This window comes from Neomoorella carbonis (assembly GCF_045278715.1).
GTDB lineage: Bacteria > Bacillota > DSM-521 > Neomoorellales > Neomoorellaceae > Neomoorella > Neomoorella carbonis.
In genome coordinates this window covers 852,688-871,678 of the sequence record NZ_CP136420.1, presented here as the reverse complement: position 1 = coordinate 871,678, position 18,991 = coordinate 852,688, and the positions used below count along the sequence as shown (strand labels likewise).

Annotated in this window: 18 protein-coding genes; all 18 read right to left on the bottom strand. The window is 57.9% G+C overall.

The annotated features are described in order from the left end of the window. Positions 1-36: 36 nt before the first annotated feature. The 18 genes from MCACP_RS04500 to MCACP_RS04415 all read right to left on the bottom strand — a co-directional run bounded on the left by MCACP_RS04500 (position 37) and on the right by MCACP_RS04415 (position 18,963). Complete coding sequence (locus MCACP_RS04500; protein WP_406678190.1) at positions 37-306, bottom strand: PRC-barrel domain-containing protein; 270 nt, start codon at positions 304-306, stop codon at positions 37-39. Between the two features lie 102 nt (positions 307-408). Then, entirely contained in the window at positions 409-1,026 is a 618-nt protein-coding gene (gene spoIIR / locus MCACP_RS04495; protein ID WP_406678189.1) for a stage II sporulation protein R, read from the bottom strand. Positions 1,027-1,084: 58 nt separating this feature from the next. Continuing rightward, positions 1,085-1,855, bottom strand: coding sequence for an RNA polymerase sporulation sigma factor SigG (gene sigG / locus MCACP_RS04490; protein WP_406678677.1), 771 nt, complete (start codon positions 1,853-1,855; stop codon positions 1,085-1,087). A 399-nt stretch (positions 1,856-2,254) separates the two neighbouring features. Continuing rightward, on the bottom strand, positions 2,255-2,983 hold the full coding sequence (sigE, locus tag MCACP_RS04485) for an RNA polymerase sporulation sigma factor SigE (RefSeq protein ID WP_406678188.1): 729 nt from the start codon (positions 2,981-2,983) through the stop codon (positions 2,255-2,257). A 13-nt stretch (positions 2,984-2,996) separates the two neighbouring features. After that, on the bottom strand, positions 2,997-3,908 hold the full coding sequence (spoIIGA, locus tag MCACP_RS04480; RefSeq protein WP_406678187.1) for a sigma-E processing peptidase SpoIIGA: 912 nt from the start codon (positions 3,906-3,908) through the stop codon (positions 2,997-2,999). Positions 3,909-4,076: 168 nt separating this feature from the next. Then, complete coding sequence (gene ftsZ, locus MCACP_RS04475; protein WP_406678186.1) at positions 4,077-5,138, bottom strand: cell division protein FtsZ; 1,062 nt, start codon at positions 5,136-5,138, stop codon at positions 4,077-4,079. Between the two features lie 51 nt (positions 5,139-5,189). Continuing rightward, on the bottom strand, positions 5,190-6,422 hold the full coding sequence (gene ftsA / locus MCACP_RS04470) for a cell division protein FtsA (protein WP_406678185.1): 1,233 nt from the start codon (positions 6,420-6,422) through the stop codon (positions 5,190-5,192). Between the two features lie 91 nt (positions 6,423-6,513). Beyond that, positions 6,514-6,843, bottom strand: coding sequence for a small basic family protein (locus tag MCACP_RS04465; RefSeq protein WP_406678184.1), 330 nt, complete (start codon positions 6,841-6,843; stop codon positions 6,514-6,516). Positions 6,844-6,849: 6 nt separating this feature from the next. Continuing rightward, a complete protein-coding gene (locus tag MCACP_RS04460; protein WP_406678183.1) occupies positions 6,850-7,620 on the bottom strand; it encodes a cell division protein FtsQ/DivIB in 771 nt (256 codons plus the stop codon). Between the two features lie 87 nt (positions 7,621-7,707). After that, positions 7,708-8,979 (bottom strand): UDP-N-acetylglucosamine 1-carboxyvinyltransferase, encoded by a 1,272-nt coding sequence (murA, locus tag MCACP_RS04455; protein WP_428847735.1) that lies wholly within the window; start codon positions 8,977-8,979, stop codon positions 7,708-7,710. An 11-nt stretch (positions 8,980-8,990) separates the two neighbouring features. Beyond that, positions 8,991-9,899: a UDP-N-acetylmuramate dehydrogenase gene (gene murB / locus MCACP_RS04450; protein ID WP_406678181.1), complete on the bottom strand. Its 909-nt coding sequence runs from the start codon at positions 9,897-9,899 to the stop codon at positions 8,991-8,993. A 2-nt stretch (positions 9,900-9,901) separates the two neighbouring features. Further along, positions 9,902-11,308: a UDP-N-acetylmuramate--L-alanine ligase gene (murC, locus tag MCACP_RS04445; RefSeq protein ID WP_406678180.1), complete on the bottom strand. Its 1,407-nt coding sequence runs from the start codon at positions 11,306-11,308 to the stop codon at positions 9,902-9,904. 148 nt (positions 11,309-11,456) lie between these two features. Next, positions 11,457-12,578, bottom strand: a complete 1,122-nt coding sequence (gene murG / locus MCACP_RS04440; RefSeq protein ID WP_406678179.1) for an undecaprenyldiphospho-muramoylpentapeptide beta-N-acetylglucosaminyltransferase — start codon at positions 12,576-12,578, stop codon at positions 11,457-11,459. 35 nt (positions 12,579-12,613) lie between these two features. Next, on the bottom strand, positions 12,614-13,708 hold the full coding sequence (ftsW, locus tag MCACP_RS04435) for a putative lipid II flippase FtsW (protein WP_406678178.1): 1,095 nt from the start codon (positions 13,706-13,708) through the stop codon (positions 12,614-12,616). Next, positions 13,683-15,089: a UDP-N-acetylmuramoyl-L-alanine--D-glutamate ligase gene (gene murD / locus MCACP_RS04430; RefSeq protein WP_406678177.1), complete on the bottom strand. Its 1,407-nt coding sequence runs from the start codon at positions 15,087-15,089 to the stop codon at positions 13,683-13,685. Before murD ends, ftsW begins: the two co-directional genes overlap by 26 nt. 25 nt (positions 15,090-15,114) lie before the next feature. Beyond that, positions 15,115-16,071, bottom strand: a complete 957-nt coding sequence (gene mraY, locus MCACP_RS04425; protein ID WP_406678176.1) for a phospho-N-acetylmuramoyl-pentapeptide-transferase — start codon at positions 16,069-16,071, stop codon at positions 15,115-15,117. Further along, positions 16,064-17,461 carry a UDP-N-acetylmuramoyl-tripeptide--D-alanyl-D-alanine ligase gene (locus tag MCACP_RS04420; RefSeq protein WP_406678175.1) on the bottom strand — a complete coding sequence of 466 codons (1,398 nt, stop codon included), beginning with the start codon at positions 17,459-17,461 and terminating at the stop codon, positions 16,064-16,066. Before MCACP_RS04420 ends, mraY begins: the two co-directional genes overlap by 8 nt. After that, positions 17,455-18,963: a UDP-N-acetylmuramoyl-L-alanyl-D-glutamate--2,6-diaminopimelate ligase gene (locus tag MCACP_RS04415; RefSeq protein ID WP_406678174.1), complete on the bottom strand. Its 1,509-nt coding sequence runs from the start codon at positions 18,961-18,963 to the stop codon at positions 17,455-17,457. The genes MCACP_RS04420 and MCACP_RS04415 overlap by 7 nt, the downstream gene beginning before the upstream one ends. Positions 18,964-18,991 lie beyond the last annotated feature (28 nt).

Below are 18,991 nucleotides of genomic sequence, written 5' to 3'. Positions count from 1 at the left end.
CCCCCTGCCTCTATTATAACATAAGGCCGCCCTTCCTTAAGCCTTTTCCCGGTGCACAGGGGACGTAAAGCTATAACTTTCTACCAGGATAACGTCAATTCCTACTTTAACCACGTTTTCCCAGGGGATAATTAAATCTTCTTCCCGGCCGAAAAAGAAAAAAAACCTGCCTCCCTGTCCGGGTACGATTAAAGCTTTTACCCGTCCGGCCTCCAGGTCCAGGTCAATATCTTTAATTGTTCCCAGCCGCCGCCCGTCAATGACATTAATTACCTCCCGCTGGCGCAGTTCGGTCACCCGGATCATGGTCAACACCTCCGGCTGTAGCCCGGGGCCTTCCCGTTATATTTAATTATATGTGCTACATATAACTCGAAGGCCACAAAAGAAAAAACCAGCGTTGCTGGTTTAAGGCCACAATCCCGCCAGGTGGTGGCGTGAGGATTGCCATATCTCCATGATTTTCCATCCCAACTTGATTTTTGCCGTTCCTTCTTCACCGCCCATTACCGGTCGGCCGGCAAGAAAACCGGCATTTACTTTACCGGTGACATCTACCAGACACAGGGGAGGAAACAGGATGCACCACCAGTTTTCCCCTTTCCCGGCGCCGATCACCACACGAACGGCCTCGTAGTTTCCCGCCGGCAGAGTTATATCCCCGTAAGCCCGGGTGGGAAAGGCAAAGTCCCCGAATTCCGTCCTCACGGTATAATTTTGTCCTTCCCGCCGGATTTGCGCCTCGGCTGCAGCAGTAATGGCAGCCAGATTGCTGCTCACCAGCCGCCGGGCGGCGCCAATATCCCCGGCTACGGCCAGGCTTCGGCCTATGCTGGCGAGGACGGCGTCGCGGACATGGCGTTTCAGCTCCTGATCGGCAACGGTATCGCTGTTGGCAATAACGTGGAGCCGGATTAAGTTATGGGAATTATAGGCCGGTACTGCTGCCTTTCTGCCCGTCCAGGCCGCGTCCCCGCCGAGGAATAATAAGCCGGCCAGGACAAAGAATAATATCGACTTCTTCAATAAAGACACTCCTTGACACCTCCGTAAAAAGGCACTCGAACCGCCGGCTGCCGGCTTTTTATATATACTTGCGCATATGTTGCAGGGCAGCTTTTTCCAGCCGGGAAACCTGGGCCTGGGAGATGCCGATTTCATCGGCCACCTCCATCTGGGTTTTACCCTCAAAGAAGCGCAGAGATAAAATCAGGCGCTCCCTGGGGGTTAATTTATTCATGGCTTCCCGGATGGCTATGCCTTCCAGCCAGCTGCCGTCCTGGTTTTTTTCATCACCGATCTGGTCCATAACATATATAGGATCGCCGCCGTCATGGTAGATGGGCTCAAAGAGAGATACCGGTTCCTGGATGGCATCCAGGGCAAAGATTACTTCTTCCTGGGGGAGATTGATTTCCCTGGCGATTTCCGCTACCGAAGGTTCCCGAGCCAGTTTATTCACCAGCGCATCCCTTACCTGGAGGGCTTTGTAGGCAATATCCCTCAAAGAACGGCTGACCCGGATGGAGTTATTGTCCCGCAGGTAACGCCTGATCTCCCCGATGATCATGGGTACGGCATAGGTGGAGAACTTGACGTTCTGGCTCAGGTCAAAGTTATCTATTGCCTTCATCAAGCCGATGCAGCCCACCTGGAAAAGGTCGTCGACATATTCACCGCGGTTGGTAAAGCGCTGGATTACACTCAAGACCAGGCGTAAATTGCCTTTAATGAGCTTTTCGCGGGCCTCCGGTTCCCCCCTTTGCATGGCCTCAAAAAGCTGCCGCATCTCCTCGCTTGTCAGCAAGGGCAACTTGGAGGTATTCACACCGCAAATTTCTACTTTATTGAGCATCACTGGCGAGAAACCTCCTGACGGTGGCTCTGGCATAATTATTACCATGCCTCCCGGCTTTTATACGGGGCCGGCAAAAGGGCAAAATAAAGGGAGCTATTTAAGCTCCCGTGAAGTCTCGGTGACTATTGAAGCGGTGGTGCTGTGTCCCGGAGCCGCGAATAGTGGAGCGCCGGTAACAGAACAGGCGAGGTGAGGTTACCGCTGCCGCCGCCGAGGACGCCTGAGCGTGCCTTTGAAAGGAAACAAACGTAATCTCATAGAAGGCTCATAGCTTGCGGAACAAGCAGACTCTTCATTGGCAATCCACAGGCGGCGAGCAGTGGTCCGAACCGAGCCGTAGTTCTGTCGGCGCGTAACTTTTGAGCGGCGATGGACACAGCACCACCAACAAGCATCTTATTCCATCCGGGCGATTTCTTTACGCAGGCGCTTGATAATCCGTTTTTCCAGGCGGGAAATGTAGGACTGGGAGATGCCCAGGATGTCGGCTACCTCCTTCTGGGTTTTTTCCACGCCGTCCAGGAGGCCGAAGCGAAATTCCATAATCTTGCGCTCCCGGGCCGAGAGCTTCCGCATGGCCATTTGCAGGAGCTTGCGGTCGATCTCTTCTTCAATGGATTTATAAATAATATCATTTTCCGTCCCCAGGACATCCGAAAGCAAAAGCTCATTGCCGTCCCAGTCAATGTTTAACGGCTCGTCAAAAGAAACCTCGGCCCGTGTTTTATTGTTACGCCGCAGGTGCATTAAAATTTCATTTTCAATACAGCGGGAAGCATAGGTGGCCAGCTTGATGCGCTTCTTGGGATCAAAGGTATTGACTGCTTTAATGAGGCCGATGGTGCCAATGGACACCAGGTCTTCAATCCCCACGCCGGTATTTTCAAATTTGCGGGCGATGTAGACTACCAGGCGCAGGTTGCGCTCGATAAGGACGGTTTTTACACCGGCGTCGCCGTCCTCCAGGCGCAGGAGAAGGTCGGACTCTTCATCGCTGGAAAGGGGGGGCGGCAGGGCTTCACTGCTGCCGACATAAAAAACTTCGCCCAGCCATTTCAACCTGACTACCAGGTGGCTGTAAAACGCCTGGATTTTTAATTTAGCAATTACGAATAGCTGCTGCATGAGCTCTTCCCCCCTAGAGGCCCATACTGACTTGCAGCAAATCGGGGTGTAATAGCGCGCAATAGTTGCCCTCCGTAGAAAGCCGTTCCCTGTACAGGCCCACAATGACGTTTTTTATCTTAATCATGCGTTCGTTAGTAATGACGATTACTTCGTCGGGTCTAAGGCCCAGCAACATACCATGGCTCCGGCCCAGAGAGTGATATGGTAGCAGGTGGAGCCTTGTGGCCCAGGGCGAGCCGGCCAGGGACTTTACCAGGCTTTCCAGGTCGGTCTCCTCCTGGCTGTAGTGTTTAACAATTGCTTCCGGGAGGAGGCCCTGAAGGGCGCTGTATTCGACAATAATTACCGGCCTCTGGGTAAGGGGATCGCGCAGGCTGTTGCCGGTATCAACCAGGGCCTTTAAGGCCCGCTGCCGGCCGGCAAAGGTTATGATCACCGGCAGGCGCAGCATCTGCTGCCAGAAGTTTTTTTTAAGCCAGTTTGTTCCGAGGACGGCCAGCAGTCCGGCAGCAGCCACGGCCACCAGCAGCCACGGGTAACGGATATTCTGGGCCAGAACCATCATCCCCCCCATGACCGGTGTTGCCGCCTCCCCGCCGGCCAGGTAAATAGCCCCCAGCATCGCCCCTCCCATGGCAAAGGCCGCCAGGTAAAAATAGACCAGGGCCTGGAGAAACCGCCGCCCGTTTAAGGGATAAAAGGCTACCGCGACCATAACGAGGGAAAATAAAATCTTAACAAGCAGGGACTGCTCCCACGCCCCACCGGGAAACAGGATGACCAGGGAATAAACTGCTCCTACCGCTGCTCCGGCGAGCAGCCGCCAGACGGTAGTTGCCAGCTGTCCCAGCCTGGCCGTCGTCCAGAGGATGAAGTAATCCATTACCAGGTTAATGGCCAGCAGGACATCTAAATAAACCACAGGTAGATCAGCCTCCCTTCCCGGAGGTTAGGCTAATTATTACCATGATATGAGTATTATGGCAGTTTCATAACTATAACTTATTATATAACTTCCTCATGGAAAATTTTGTCATTTAATGGGTAATAAAAAACCTGTTACCCTAAAGGTAACAGGTTTAAGGGCCAATTACCTGCGCCGCAGGAAGGCCGGTATGTCCAGGTCGTCAAGATTAAAGGGCTTAATATTGAGATCCGCATCCCGGGCTGCCGCTGCCTCTTTCTGGGCTGCCGGCACGGCTTCAAAGCCGGTAGCAATGACGGTAACGCGGATTTCATCTTTCAAGCTTTCATCAATGACGGCGCCAAAAATTATGTTCGCTTCCGGGTCGGCCGCCGCGGCCACGATTTCCGCCGCCTCATTAACTTCCAGGAGCCCCAGGTTGGTACCCCCGGTAATGTTTAGCAGCACACCCCTGGCCCCTTCAATGGAGGTTTCCAGCAAAGGGCTGGAAATGGCCATCCTGGCTGCTTCCGCGGCCCTTTTTTCGCCAGTGGCCCGGCCGATACCCATCAACGCCGAACCGGCATCGCTCATAATGGTCTTGACATCGGCAAAATCCAGGTTGATCAATCCGGGCACGGCAATAAGGTCGGAAATGCCCTGGACGCCCTGGCGCAACACATCATCGGCTATGCGGAAGGCTTCCAGGATAGAGGTCTGCTTATCGGCTACCTGCAGCAACCGGTCGTTGGGAATAATGATCAGGGTGTCAACCTTTGTCTTTAACTCCGCTATGCCGGCCTCCGCCTGGTTGGCCCGTTTCCGGCCTTCAAAGCTAAAGGGGCGGGTGACAACGCCAACAGTCAGGGCCCCGGCCTCCTTGGCGATCTGGGCCACCACCGGGGCCGCCCCGGTACCTGTACCGCCGCCCATACCGGCAGTGACAAAAACCATATCAGCCCCCTGCAGGCGCTGGGCCAGCTCTTCCCGGCTCTCTTCAGCTGCCTTTTTACCGATTTCGGGATTGGCCCCCGCCCCCAGGCCCTTGGTCAGCTTGGCCCCAATCTGGATCTTCTGTTCTGCCTGGCAAAGGCGCAGGGCCTGGGCATCCGTATTAACGCTGATAAATTCTACTCCCCGCAGGCCGGCAGCAATCATGCGGTTAACAGCATTATTGCCACCTCCACCTACCCCCACCACTTTAATGACCGCAAATTGATTGAGATCACCGTCCTCAAATTCCAGCACCCGAATTCCTCCTTTAACAGGATATCGCCATAATAATTTTTCATGTTTTATTTAAAAAAGTTCCCGCCACCAGTTTTTCAGCCGGGACCAGAAGTTCTCCCAGATGGCCTCGCGTGCGGCGGCAGCCTGGGTATGGGCCAGGCGACCGGCGCCATAATTCACCAGGCCCACCGCAGTGGCATAAGCCGGAGAAGCCACCATATCGGCCAGCCCGCCGCTGTTCTCCGGCCAGCCCAGGCGGACCGGCATGGCCAGGGCTTCGCCTGCCAGCTGGGTTATTCCCTCGAGTAAAGCCCCGCCTCCTGTCAAAACCACTCCTCCCGGTAACAGGCCCTGGAAATGGGAGCCGTCAATCTCCCGGCGGACGAGGGTAAAAATTTCCTCTACCCGGGGCGCGATAATGGCCGCCAGCATCTTCCTGGGTACCCGCTTTTTCTCCTTGCCCCCTACCGCCGGCACCTCGATAAATTCATTTTCCGCCGCCGGCTCCGCCAGGACGCAGCCATGTTCCTTTTTAATGATCTCGGCCTGGGTGATGGGGGTGCGTAAACCTACCGCCAGGTCGCTGGTTATATGCTCGCTCCCTATGGGCAGGACAGCGGCAAACCACAGGCATCCCTGGGAGATTACGGCGATTTCCGTCGTGCCCCCGCCTATATCTACCACCACGGTACCAAGCTCCTTTTCTGCCTGCTGAAGTACCGCCTCGGCAGAGGCCAGGGGATTCAAAACCAGTTCATCGACCGCCAGGCCGGCCCGCTGCACGCTTTTCAGGGTATTCTGGACTGCGGCCGCGGCCGCGGTGACAATCTGGGTTTCCACTTCCAGGCGCGAACCGCTCATGCCGATGGGGTCCATGATGCCGTCATAACCGTCGACAATATACTGGCGCGGCAGGACGTGGATAATCCGCCTGTCGGCCGGCAGGGGTATTACCCGGGCTGCCTGGAGGACCCGCTCCACATCTTCGGGCCCTACCTCACCGTCTTCGCCGGTAACGGCCACCACCCCGCGGTTGTTGACGGAGCCGATATGGGGTCCTGTCAGGCCGACAAAGGCCGAAGATATATGACAGCCGCTCATGCGCTCGGCCTGTTCCACCGCTTTTTCAATGGCCCGGGCCGTATTTTCTATATCAACGATTATACCTTTACGCAAGCCCCCGGACGGTGTTTCCCCCAGGCCGATGATGTTCAGGCGGCCCTGTAGCGTGATTTCCGCCACAACTGCAACCACCTTGGTGGTGCCTATATCGAGACCGACCACCACGTTATCCTTGGGCAAACTCTGGCACCTCCAGGCTCCCCGGGCTTTCTATTTAGAAGGAGAATTCAACACAACTTTCGCTTTCCCTTTTTTTTGCAAATAGATTTTCTCACTTTTTGAGCAGGTGACGCCGGATGATAGCCAGGTTCTGGAATAAACGCATACCAAAGACCAGAACGGCGGCAAGATACAGCTCAACCCCCAGCTGATCACCTATATAAGCTAAAAAGGCCGCCAGTAAAGTATTCGAAAAAAATCCCGTGAGAAAGATGGCATTATCAAAGTTTTCCTCCATGCTGGCCCTGAGACCCCCAAAAACGGAATCCAGGGCTGCCAGGACAGCCACCGACATATACTTGCTGTAAGCAACCGGTACCTTTACGGGTAGCAGGAGGCCAATCAATACCCCAAAGATAAGGCCGATCAAGGGTATCCACATCTTTCTTCATCCCTTCTTCTCCTGTTTTTCAGGCTGGTTAAATTTTACTACCGGCGGTCCCGTAAAGCTAACATCAATATAATTAATAGCTTGTCTGCCGGCAAGACCATGGAGGGCTTCATGGAGCCTGCCCAGCTTCTCCGCCACCTGTTGCCCGTCGCCAAACTTAACCAGGATATTGTCCGCCCAGATAAGCTGCAGGTTATCAGGGGAAGAGGCTATTATCTCCCGAATCTGGTTTAAATCGTCAGGCGGCACCTGCCGGATCACTGCCAGGGCAGCCTGCAGGCCGGGGTGGCTAATCACCCTGCCGGGGCCGGTATTCTCCAGCTTGCCCAGGCCGGAAACTAGAGGCAGCTGCAGGTGGCCAATGTGCGGTATTCTTTCCATGACCACACCGCTGCCATCAACGAGTAAAAAGCTGCCATCCTGCACCAGGATAGCCGCCGGCGTCCTTTCCTCGATCTGGACGGCCAGGGTTCGCGGCCAGCGACGGCTCACCCTGGCCCTGGCTACCAGGGGATGGGCGGCCAGGCGTTTGGCTATCGCCGAAGTGTCCACCTGCCAGAGATTAACGCCCCTGGCCACACCCATTAAATTTTCCAGTTCAACCTTGGGAATATGATCGTTTCCGGTAATCTCTATGTTTTCCAGGCTGAAAAAACCGGAATGGATAAAATAAAATAAGGCCGCTACCGTTAATAAAAAAAACAATAATCGGCGCATCCGCTGCCGGCGCCGCCGGTAAACGCGGGGTGAATGGGCCTGGATAACCATTTACCCACCTCATTTACTGCCATTATACCAGAAAATGCAGGCCTGTCCACTAGAGGGAGGGTAAGAAGTAAGACTCCTGCTCACTTCTTACCTTGCACCGGCTTTCTGTCGCCGGATATCCGCCCCCAAACTCCTTAAGCGTACTTCCAGCTGTTCGTAGCCCCGGTCCAGGTGGGCAACGCCTTCCACCCGGGTTTGCCCTTCGGCCATCAGGCCGGCAATTACCAGGGCCGCCCCGGCCCGCAGGTCGGAAGCTTCCACCAGGCCGCCGCTTAAGCCGGGAACGCCATTGATTACCGCCACCCGCCCCTCAATTTTAATATCGGCTCCCAGGCGCCGCAATTCAGCAGCATGTTTGAAACGATTTTCAAAAATGCTCTCCACCAGGACGCTGGTCCCGCTGGCTACCGTCATTAACGCCATGAGCTGGGGCTGCATATCGGTGGGAAAACCCGGGTAGGGTAAAGTCTTGCAGTCGACGGCCTTTAATCGTGCCGGACCTTGAAGGCGAATACCGTCCCTTTTGACTGTAATCTGCGCCCCCATCTCCGTTAACTTGGCCATGATGGCCAGAAGGTGTTCCGGCTGGCAATCTTTTACCAAAATATCGCCGCCGGTTCCAGCTGCCGCCGCCAGGAAGGTGCCGGCTTCAATCCGATCCGGAATAATCTCATAGTCTGCCTGCTTAAGTTCCTTAACCCCTTCAATGCGGATGGTATCCTGGCCGGCGCCTTGAATCCGGGCTCCCAGGCTATTTAAGAAATTCTGCAGGTCAACGATTTCCGGTTCCCGGGCGGCATTGTGGAGAATAGTAACCCCTTCGGCCAGGACGGCGGCCATCATCAGGTTTTCCGTCGCCCCGACGCTGGGAAAGTCCAGGTAGATGGAAGTTCCCCGGAGGCCGGTCGTCCTGGCTTCGATGTAGCCCTGGCTTTCCGTTATTTCAGCGCCCATGGCCCTGAAACCTTTCAGGTGCAGGTCCATGGGCCGGGAGCCGATGGCACAGCCGCCAGGATAGGGAACCCGGAAGTAGCGGTAACGCCCCAGGAGGGGTCCCATAACCAGGTTGGAAGCCCTGAGTTGCCGCATCAATTCTGCCGGTACTTCGGGCGAGGTTACCGTTGCCGGGCTCACATATAGGGCTGTATTGCTCCGTTCTATCTTTAGCCCCAGGGAGCGAATGACGGCCGCCATCACGGCAACATCCTGGAGGTTTGGTACGCGCCGTAAAGTGCACTCTCCTGTCGCCAGGAGCATGGCCGCCATGATAGGGAGGGCTGCGTTCTTGGCTCCTTTGACGGTCACCGTCCCTTCCAGGCGCCGCCCCCCATTGATAACCAGACACTCCTCCAAGGCTATCCCTCCCCTAGCTACAGGCCTTCACCCCAAACTTCCACTTCCAGTTCCAGGTTAATCCCGAAGGAACCGGCTACAGCCTCCTGGATCCTGGCTATGAGTTCCAGGACATCGGCAGCCGTAGCCCGGCCCAGATTAATAATAAAGTTAGCGTGTTTGGTTGACACCTGCGCCTGGCCGGCCCGCCACCCCTTGGCCCCCACCTCTTCAATGAGCTGACCCGCATAATAGCCCGGCGGGTTTTTAAAGACGCTGCCGGCATTGGGCCATTCCAGGGGCTGCCTGGCCCGCCGACGCTCAAGATTTGCCTGCACCCTTTCCTGGATAAGCCGGGGATCCCGGGCAGTCATTGCTAAATCGACAGCAACAACCGTCCCCATCCGGCGTAAGGAAGTGGAACGATAGCTAAAGGTTATATCCTGGCCCTCCAGGTAACGCCGGCTGCCGTCAGGGGCAACTATCTCCACCCCGCGGACAATATCTCCCAGGCAGCCCTCCGGAGTACCGGCATTCATAACCACGGCCCCGCCTATGGTGGCCGGAATGCCGGCGGCAAACTCCAGACCCCCCAGGCCATGCCGGACGGCGATTGCCAGCACCCGGGCAATGAGGGCGCCGGCGCAGGCCTTTATACCCTGTTCCCGGACCACAACCTGGCGCCAGGCCCTGGTCTGGACTACCAGGCCGCGGACACCACCGTCCCGCACTAAAAGATTGGAGCCGTTACCCATAATATGCAGGGGTAAACCCTTTTGCCGCGCAAAATCCAGGCAGAAATCAAATTCCTCTCCGGTTGCGGGCCGGGCGAGCAGATCGGCCGGCCCGCCTATACGCCAGGTCGTGTGGCGGGCCAGGGGTTCGTTGATCAACACTTCTCCCTGTAAACCCTGCTGTAGTTCTCGCGCCAGGGACGCTAGATGCATGCTCAAGCGCCCACCTCGCAAAAAGCCTGTTTGGCAGCCAGAAAGCGGGCCAGCTGAACCCCTACCTGCCACACATCCCCGGCGCCCATGGTTAAAATCAAGTCCCCGGCAGTACAGGATTCTTTTAGAAAAGCCATGGTTTCTTCCAGGGTGGGCAGGTAATAAACCTGCGGGTGGCCGTTTCTTTTGATTTCGTCCAGGATAAGCCGGGAAGTTACCCCGTCCAGGGGCTTTTCCCCGGCTGCATATATGTCATTGATAATGACAATATCAGCCCGGTTAAAGGCCCGCCCAAATTCCCGGTAGAGGTGGTAGGTCCGGGTATAACGGTGGGGCTGGAAGACGGCTATCACCCGCCGCGCTCCCACCTGGCCGGCCGCCGCCAGGGTAGCCTCAACTTCCGTCGGGTGGTGGGCATAGTCATCAACCACCCGGATAGCGCCATCATCCCAGAGGACCTCAAAGCGGCGGCCGGCACCACGAAAAGCCTCCAGGGCCCGGGCAACGACCGGAAAGGGTATCTCCAGCTGGTAGGCTACGGCAATGGCACCCAGGGCATTCAAAATATTATGACGCCCCGGTACCTGCAAAACGAGCTCTCCCAGGTAACGGTCACGGTAATATATGGCAGCACATCCCCCAAGACCCTGTAAGGTTACCTTGCCGGCCCGGAAATCGGCCTCGCCGTTAAAGCCGTAAGTAATTACCGCCCGCCTGCACTCCCTGGCAAGCATCGCCACCCGGGGATCTTCGGTACACAAAACGGCCCTGCCGTCCGGACGGATCTGGTCCAAAAATGCGGCGAAGGCGGCGACGATTCTTTCCAGGCTGCCGTAGTGATCCAGGTGATCGCTCTCGATATTGGTTACCACGGCGATTTCCGGCTTTAACCATAAAAACGAACCGTCGCTTTCATCGGCCTCGGCCACGAAATAAGGCCCCCTCCCCGGCAGGGTATTACCGTCAAACTCGCGGACATAACCGCCAATAACGGCTGCCGGGTCCAGGCCGGCTTCCTTCAGGGTCAGGGCTACCATTGCGGAGGTGGTGGTTTTGCCGTGGGCGCCGGCTACAGCAATACCTCGCCGGGCGTTAAACAACCGCGCCAGCAGTTCCCCGCGCTTGATAACGGGTAAACCCCGGTTGCGGGCGGCAATAACTTCAGGATTGTCGGGCGGTACTGCCGAGGAGATAACAACCTCCTGCACAGCCGGAGCTATATTCCCTGCTTCATGACGATGGTAGATTACAGCACCCTGTTCGGCCAATTGCCGGGTAAAATTATTTTCTTTGGGGTCCGAGCCTGATACCCGGTAACCCTGGCCCAGCAACAGCTGGGCCAGACCGCTCATACCCACCCCGCCAATGCCGACGAAGTGGGTCCACCCCCTTGCTTCCAAATCTTTCATCTCCTTCCCGCGAAGCTGTTACCGCCCTGGCTGCTACATCAGCATCATATGCACGGCCTGCATAACAGGTGCCTGGAAAGAGGGCAGCCGTTTCCCGGTATGGGAGGACAGCCGCCCGGGCGGGAAATAGGCTTGTCCTGCGTTAGAATTAACGTTTCAACCTTTCCATCTCGGCTAAGATTACTTCTAATATGGCCTCCAGGGCCCCGGGCCGGCCCAATCTCTTCGCTGTTGCTGCCATGGCCTGCAGGCGCCCGCGATCGGCCAGGAGATGGCTGACAATCTGGTAGAGACGTCCGCCTTTCAGTTCCCGGTCCAGGATGAGGACGGCCGCCCCTTTCCTGGCTACAGCCCGGGCGTTATACTCCTGGTGATTGGCGGCAGCATGAGGGTAAGGAATCAGGATTGAAGGTAAGCCCCTGGCCAGTATTTCCGCCAAAAAAGAAGCCCCTGCCCGTCCAATTACCAGGTCGGCTGCAGCCAGGGCATGTTCCAGATCATAAACATAAGGCTTGATGGTAATATTACCATATTTGTCCAGGTCTATTCCCCATTCCCGCACCTGCTGCAGGTAACCTTCGTAGTCACGGCGCCCTGTTACCTGGAGTATACTCACATCAGGCCGCCCGGCCAGTTCTTTCAGTACCGGCAACATGGCCTGATTGAGGCTGCGGGCCCCCTGGCTGCCGCCGACAACCACTAAGAATAACTGGTTTTCCCGGAGGCCCAGCTGCCGGCGGCTAACGCCGCGGTCGGCCCGGAGAATTTCCGGCCGCACCGGCAGGCCGGTTGTTACCAGGCGGGCACGGCGGGGGAAGCGGCCGGCCGCTTCAGGGAAGGTCAGGCAAACGGCCCGGGCCATGTTGGCCAGCAGGCGGTTGGTGAGGCCGGGAAAGGCGTTCTGTTCATGGAGAATTACCGGTATGCCCAGCAGGGCCGCGGCCAGGCACACCGGGCCGCTGACATAGCCGCCGGTACCTACAACCAGATCGGGGCGGAAGCGCCGCACCTGGATCCAGGCTTCTCCCAGGCCCCGGGCTATTTTCGCCAGGGCGAAGATGTTTTTCCAGATCCGGCGCCGCTCCAGCCCCTGGACGGTAATGGTTGCAAAAGGAAGGCCGGCCCGGGGGACGACATCGGCTTCCAGCCCCCTGGCTGTACCGATATACAATAATTCTATTTCCGGCCGGGCCTGCTGCAGGCCCCGGGCAATGGCCAGGGCCGGGTAGACATGACCGCCGGTCCCCCCGCCGGTAATAATAATTCGCAAGGCCAGTTCACCTCTAAACCAGCACCGGCTCCGCGTCAGCGCCGGGCATAGCGGGATATATTGAGCAAAATACCGACACCCAGCAAGGAAAATATCAGGGAAGAACCGCCGTAGCTCACCAGGGGCAGGGTGATGCCCGTCACCGGCAGCATCCCGGTGACCACCCCCATATTGATCAGGGCCTGGAGGGCCAGCATTATGGTCAGGCCGGCGGCCAGGAGGCTGCCAAAGGCGTCGGGAGCTTTAAAAGCCGTATGGAACCCCCGCCAGACCAGGATTAAAAAGAGGATTACCACCAGGGCGGCGCCGATAAACCCCAGCTCTTCGCTTAAAATGGCGAAGATAAAGTCCGTGTGGTTTTCCGGAAGGTAGTAGAGCTTCTGCCGTCCCTGACCCAGTCCGGTACCAAAGAGGCCGCCGGAGCCAATGGCCAGCAGGGACTGGATCGTCTGCCAGCCTTTCCCGCGGGGGTCAGCCCAGGGGTTTAGAAAGGCGGTAAAGCGGGCCATACGGTAGGGGGCAATGATAATGGCCAGGGCCACCGCCGCCACCCCCAGGATAGCCAGCAGGGCCAGGTAACGTTTATCCGCCCCCGCTACCGTGAGCATGAGGTAAGTGGTCCCGGCCACGGCCACAGCCGTGCCAAGGTCGGGCTGGGCCAGGATAAGGAGACACACCAGAGCCATCAGGGCAAGATAAGGCCCTATCCCCTGCACCAGGGAATGGAGGCGCTGGCGGTTTTGGGCGAGGCTGGTGGCCAGGAAGATTACCATGGCCAGTTTAATGGTTTCCGAAGGCTGGAAACTTAAAGAGCCCACCCCCAGCCAGCGGGCCGAACCCCGGGACGCGGTGCCGATAATCAAGACCAGCACCAGGAGGAGAATGGCCAGCCCCAGGAAAGGAGCTGCCAGGCGGCGCAAATGGATATAATCAAACTGCATGGTAAAAAAAAGCCCGCTCAGGCCGATGGCCGCCCAGGCCAGCTGGCGTTTTAAAAAGTAGTAGGGATCGCCGTAGTTGTAGGAGGAAGTAAGGGCGCTGGCGCTAAAGACCATGATAATCCCTATCCCGAGCAGGAGCAAACATGGCAGTAAGAGCCAGAAATCAACGGGCCCCGCCCTGCGGCGCATGATGGTTACCTCCTCCATCGCTGTTTTCCGCCAGTTCACGTACTATACTTTTGAACAGGTCGCCCCGTTCTTCGTAGTTTTTAAACATATCCCAGCTGGCGCAGGCCGGCGAAAGCATGACGATGTCCCCCGGGGAGGCCTGCCGGGCTGCCTCCAGAACGGCATCTTTAAAATCAGAGGCCCGGTAGATATGCTCAATCCCCGCCCTCCTGGCAGCCTGCTCCAGGTCCGGAGCCGCTTCGCCCACCAGGACCAGGTACTTGACCCGGCCGGCCATTTTCTGAGCCAGCAGGGTAAAGTCACTGCCTTTATTCCTCCCCCCGGCAATAAGGACCAGGGGGTTGGGATAGGCCTCAATAGCCTTCATGGTCGCCTCGGGGTTCGTCCCTTTAGAGTCATTAATATAGAGGACACCGTCCACTTCGGCTACCCGTTCCAGGCGGTGGGGAACCCCGGGGAAGGTTTTTAGCGTGGACACTAACTGTTGGGGCTTTACCCCCAGAGCCAGGGCAACCAGGGAAGCTGCCAGGCAGTTTTCGAGGTTATGGTCGCCTTTTAAAGAAAGCTCTGCCCGGTGGCATAACCTGATTTCCCCGTCCCCAAGGTTGGCGTAAATTACATCGTCTTTAAGAAAGGCGCCCGGCTCCGGCTGCTGCCGGCGGCTGAAAAATAATACCCGGGCTTTTGTCTTATCAGCCAGATCGCGGGTTAAGGGATCATCGTAATTTAAAACGGCAAAATCTCCCGTTTCCTGGAAGGATATAAGGCGAGCTTTGGCGGCTATGTAGCTGGCCAGATTGCCATGGCGGTCCAGGTGATCCGGGGTAATATTCAAAATCACCGCGACCCGCGGGCGGAAAGAGGCTACGGCCTCCAGCTGGAAGCTGCTGACCTCGCAAACGACGTAGCCTCCCGGGACTATATCCCTTATTTCCTTTACCAGGGGAATGCCGATGTTGCCCCCCACTGCCACCGGGAGACCGGCATCCCGAAGGATCTGACCGCACAGGGCGGTGGTAGTTGTCTTGCCGTTGGTTCCGGTAACGGCAGCTATCTTTACCCCCGGCGGCAGGAGACGGTAGGCGAGCTCCAGTTCGCTCCAGATGGGAATCCCCAGCTGCCGCGCCCCGGCCAGGGGCGGTTCCCAGGAAGGTACCCCGGGACTGGTTACCACCAGCTGGGGTTGCAGCAAGGCTACCTCCGGGTAGCGGCCTAAGATAAGCTCGACCCCGGCCCGGCTTAAAGCCTCGATTTCTTCTCCTTCTAATAATTTTTGATCGCAGGCCGTAACCCTGGCGCCCAGGCGGGCCAATTCGGCTGCTGCCGCCCGGCCGCTTTTACCCAGGCCTGCTACCAGTACTTTCTTGCCCTGCCAGGACATTTTTCTACCTTCTTCCTGTCCACTTTTAAATAGTTAAAACATAAAGACCGGCAGCAACCAAAACTATGGCCAGGAACCAGAAGAAAAGCACTACTCTAGTTTCCGGCCAGCCCATCAGTTCAAAGTGATGGTGCAGGGGGCTCATGCGAAAGAGGCGCCGGCCGGTAAGACGAAAGGACGCTACCTGCAGGATCACCGAAAGGGCTTCGATAACGTAAACCCCGCCCAGGACTGGCAGTACCAATTCCGTCCGGGTCATGATGGCCAGAAAACCGATGGCCGCCCCCAGGGCCAGGGAACCGGTATCACCCATAAAAACTTTCGCTGGATGAAAATTATACGCTAAAAAACCCAGACATCCTCCCGCCAGGGCGGCAGCAAATATTGCCATCTCCCGCTGCCCGGCAGCCACGGCAATGAGGCCGTAAGCCAGGGCCACCCAAAGGGTAATGCCGGCCGCCAGGCCGTCCAGCCCATCCGTCAGGTTTACGGCGTTAGTTGTAGCCACCAGGAGCAGGGCCGCCAGCAGCGGGTAAGACCAGCCCAGGTCCAGGGTTAAGCCGGTTAATGGTACCTGGAGGGCGCTGCCCCGGCCCAGCCAGAGCATGGCCACCACACCGGCCACCAGGCCCAGGAGCACCTGGCCGCCCAGCTTCTGGCGGGCATAAAGGCCTAAAGGGCGGTGAAAGACTACCTTCAAGCCATCGTCGGCAAGGCCAATCAAGGCATAACCCCAGGTCAGGATGAGGGCCGATAACATTAACGGTGAAACCGGGGCCATTGCCAGGGAAGCGGCAGTCAAGCCGAATAAGAATAAGATGCCGCCCATGGTCGGGGTGCCGGTTTTGGCCAGGTGGCGGCGGGGGCCGTCATCGCGGACTGTCTGCCCCGCCTTCAAACGCCTTAAGATAGCAATCACCGGCGGACCCAGGATAATGGTAATCGCCGCCGCCAGGCCCAGGGCTTTTAACGCCTCAGGCATCGGCCTCACCCTCCCAGGAGGCCAGGACCTGCTCCATGCCCGCCAGGCGCGAACCCTTAAACAGGACGACGTCCCCGGCCCCTAGATCCAGCAGGTGCCCTGCTGCTTCCCTGTGATTGTTGCAACTGAAAACCTGTCCCGGCGGCATGCCGGCGGCCATTGCCCCCGCGGCTATTTCCCGGGCCAGTTCCCCTACGGTAATCAGGCGAAAAAGGCCTAATCCAGCGGCAAACCTGCCCACTTCACGGTGGAGGGCCGGAGCCATGGGGCCCAGTTCACGCATATCCCCCAGGACGGCCACTTTGCGGCCCGGCAAGGTGGCCAGAACCTGGAGGGCGGCCTGCATGGATTCGGGATTGGCGTTGTAGGCATCGTTAAAAACCAGGCACCCCCCCGGTCCCGGCCGCAACTCCTGGCGCAAGTTTTCCGTCGGCCAGTTTTTCAGCCCCGCGGTCATGGTATCCGGAGCCAGGTTTAAGGTGTAACCGGCGGCCAGGGCGGCCAGGGTGTCATAAACATTATGCAGGCCCGGCACCGGTATTTGCAGCCGGACCTCGGCTTCAGGAAAAACGGCGGTAAAGGTCGTGCCCTGCGCTCCCAGGGCGGTAATGTCCCGGGCCATGACATCCGCCTGGCTCCTGATACCGTAAAAGATTACCCGGCAGGGACAGGTAGCTGCCAGCTTACGGCACCATTCGTCGTCGCCGTTTAAAATAGCCACCCCTCCGGGGGGCAGGGCAGCCAGGAGTTCCCCCTTTGCCGCAGCGATACCGGCCACTGAACCCAGGCGTTCCAGATGGGCCGTACCGATATTGGTGATGATGCCCATGGTTGGCCGGGCGATGGCACACAGGGCGGCAATTTCCCCCCGGCCCCGCATGGCCATCTCTACCACGGCGGCCTCATGTTCGGGTGCAAGGCTCAAAAGGGTCAGGGGCAGGCCGATCTCGTTGTTAAAATTGCCCGGGGTCTTTAAAACCTTCATCCCTGAACTCAACACAGCGGCCACCAGATTTTTGGTCGTGGTTTTGCCGCTGGAGCCAGTTACGGCGATGAGGGGACCGGTAAAATTTTTCTGCCGGTGGAAAGCGGCCAGCCGTTGCAGGGCCTTGAGGGTGTCTTCCACCTGGATCAGGGCCTGTTCCGGGTGCCGGCCGGCCGCTATTTCCGGCGGGAAGTGTTCCCCTATGGCCGCCGCCGCTCCGGCGGTCAGGGCCGCCCCGATAAAATCGTGGCCGTTAAAGCGCTCCCCTTTTAGGGCGATAAAAAGCATCCCCGGCTTGATAGCTCGGCTGTCGGTGCTGACCCCCCTGACCGTGGTTGTCTCTTCCCCGCAAATCAGCCGTCCTTGGACGGCGGCACATATTTCTCCGGCTGTGGCCACTAACATGAAGCTCCCTCCCCGGTATAACCCAGGGCCGCCAGTTCTTCCCTGGCTACCTGGCGATCGTCAAAAGGTAGGATCCGGCCCTTGACGATCTGGTAGGTCTCATGCCCCTTGCCGGCAATAACCACCATATCTCCCTCGCGGGCCCGCGCCAGGGCCGCGGCAATGGCCCGGCGCCGGTCCGCCACCACCTGGTAGCGGGCGCCGGGAACCTCCTTTACCCCGGGGAGAATATCAGCAATAATAGCCTCCGGATCTTCATCGCGGGGGTTGTCAGACGTAATAATGCAGTAATCGCTTAATCTGGCGGCTGCTTTGCCCATCAGGGGGCGTTTGCCCCGGTCCCGGTTGCCGCCGCACCCGAAAACGACAATCAGGTTCCCCCTGGTTACCTGGCGGGCCGCCTGGAGGACATTCTCCAGGCCGTCGGGGGTATGGGCATAATCGACGACCACAGTGAAGGGCTGGCCCTGGCGCACCTGTTCCAGGCGGCCGGGTACACCCCTGACCCCCCCTAAAGTTTTCACAATCGTCGCGGGGTCAAGGCCTTCCTGCCAGGCTACAGTAAAGGCCGCCAGGGCATTGTAAATATTAAAACGACCGGTGAGCTGGAGTTTGAGTTCCGTTTCTCCCGCCGGCCAGGTCACCCGGCAGGTAGCACCGTCCGCTGTCAAATTTATATCCCGGGCCCGGACCTGGCATTCAGCACTGCAACCGTAAGTAATCACGGGCACCGGGGTCAAAGTTTTTAAGCGGGCGCCATAGGGGTCGTCGCCGTTGATGACGGCGTATTTCGGTCCTCCTTTAACGCCTTGGCCCAGGGCCTGGAAGAGCCCGGCTTTGGTTTGAAAGTAGTCCTCCATATCCCGGTGGAAGTCCAGGTGATCCTGGGTCAAATTGGTAAAAACGGCCGCGTCAAACTCGGCCCCTCCCACCCGGTGCAGGGCCAGGGCATGGGAGGATACCTCCATCACTGCTCCCTGAGCCCCGAGGTTAACCAGGCGGTGGAGAAGGGCCTGCAGGTCAAGGGCCTCAGGGGTGGTGTGGGCGGCCGGTAAGACCTGATCGCCCAGGCGGTTGGCGATGGTGCCCAGCAGGCCAGTAGGTCGGCCGGCGCCTTCCAGGGCGGCCTGGATCAGATGGGTGGTCGTAGTCTTGCCGTTGGTGCCGGTTACTCCGATGAGGCGCAACCGCCGGCTGGGATAACCGTAAAAACGGGCCGCAAGCATACCTAAAGCGCGGCGGCTGTTTTTTACCCGCACCCAGGCTACCCCGGGTGGCAGGGACACTTCCTCCTCGAGGACGACGGCTACCGCGCCTTTAGTCATGGCGTCCTTTATATATAAGTGACCGTCGGTCTTAAAGCCTTTGATGGCTACGAAAAGAAAACCGGGCTGCACCTGCCGGGAGTCATAATGAAGCCCGGTAAGGGAAACCCGCTGATCGCCGCCGCGGTCGATGACATCTATTGCCGCTACTAATTCCTCCAGGGTCACTGCCCGCATGTTCCTCCTCGAGTGCCATGAGTATCAG

Bases quoted from the DNA above. Each gene is read 5' to 3' on its own strand.
- mraY (WP_406678176.1), bottom strand. From the start codon at position 16,071: ATGCCTGAGGCGTTAAAAGCCCTGGGCCTGGCGGCGGCGATTACCATT.
- ftsW (WP_406678178.1), bottom strand. From the start codon at position 13,708: ATGCGCCGCAGGGCGGGGCCCGTTGATTTCTGGCTCTTACTGCCATGT.
- sigE (WP_406678188.1), bottom strand. From the start codon at position 2,983: ATGCAGCAGCTATTCGTAATTGCTAAATTAAAAATCCAGGCGTTTTAC.
- MCACP_RS04460 (WP_406678183.1), bottom strand. From the start codon at position 7,620: ATGGTTATCCAGGCCCATTCACCCCGCGTTTACCGGCGGCGCCGGCAG.
- MCACP_RS04420 (WP_406678175.1), bottom strand. From the start codon at position 17,461: ATGTTAGTGGCCACAGCCGGAGAAATATGTGCCGCCGTCCAAGGACGG.
- murD (WP_406678177.1), bottom strand. From the start codon at position 15,089: ATGTCCTGGCAGGGCAAGAAAGTACTGGTAGCAGGCCTGGGTAAAAGC.
- MCACP_RS04465 (WP_406678184.1), bottom strand. From the start codon at position 6,843: ATGTGGATACCCTTGATCGGCCTTATCTTTGGGGTATTGATTGGCCTC.
- murC (WP_406678180.1), bottom strand. From the start codon at position 11,308: ATGAAAGATTTGGAAGCAAGGGGGTGGACCCACTTCGTCGGCATTGGC.
- murB (WP_406678181.1), bottom strand. From the start codon at position 9,899: ATGCATCTAGCGTCCCTGGCGCGAGAACTACAGCAGGGTTTACAGGGA.
- MCACP_RS04415 (WP_406678174.1), bottom strand. From the start codon at position 18,963: ATGCGGGCAGTGACCCTGGAGGAATTAGTAGCGGCAATAGATGTCATC.
- sigG (WP_406678677.1), bottom strand. From the start codon at position 1,855: ATGCTCAATAAAGTAGAAATTTGCGGTGTGAATACCTCCAAGTTGCCC.
- MCACP_RS04500 (WP_406678190.1), bottom strand. From the start codon at position 306: ATGATCCGGGTGACCGAACTGCGCCAGCGGGAGGTAATTAATGTCATT.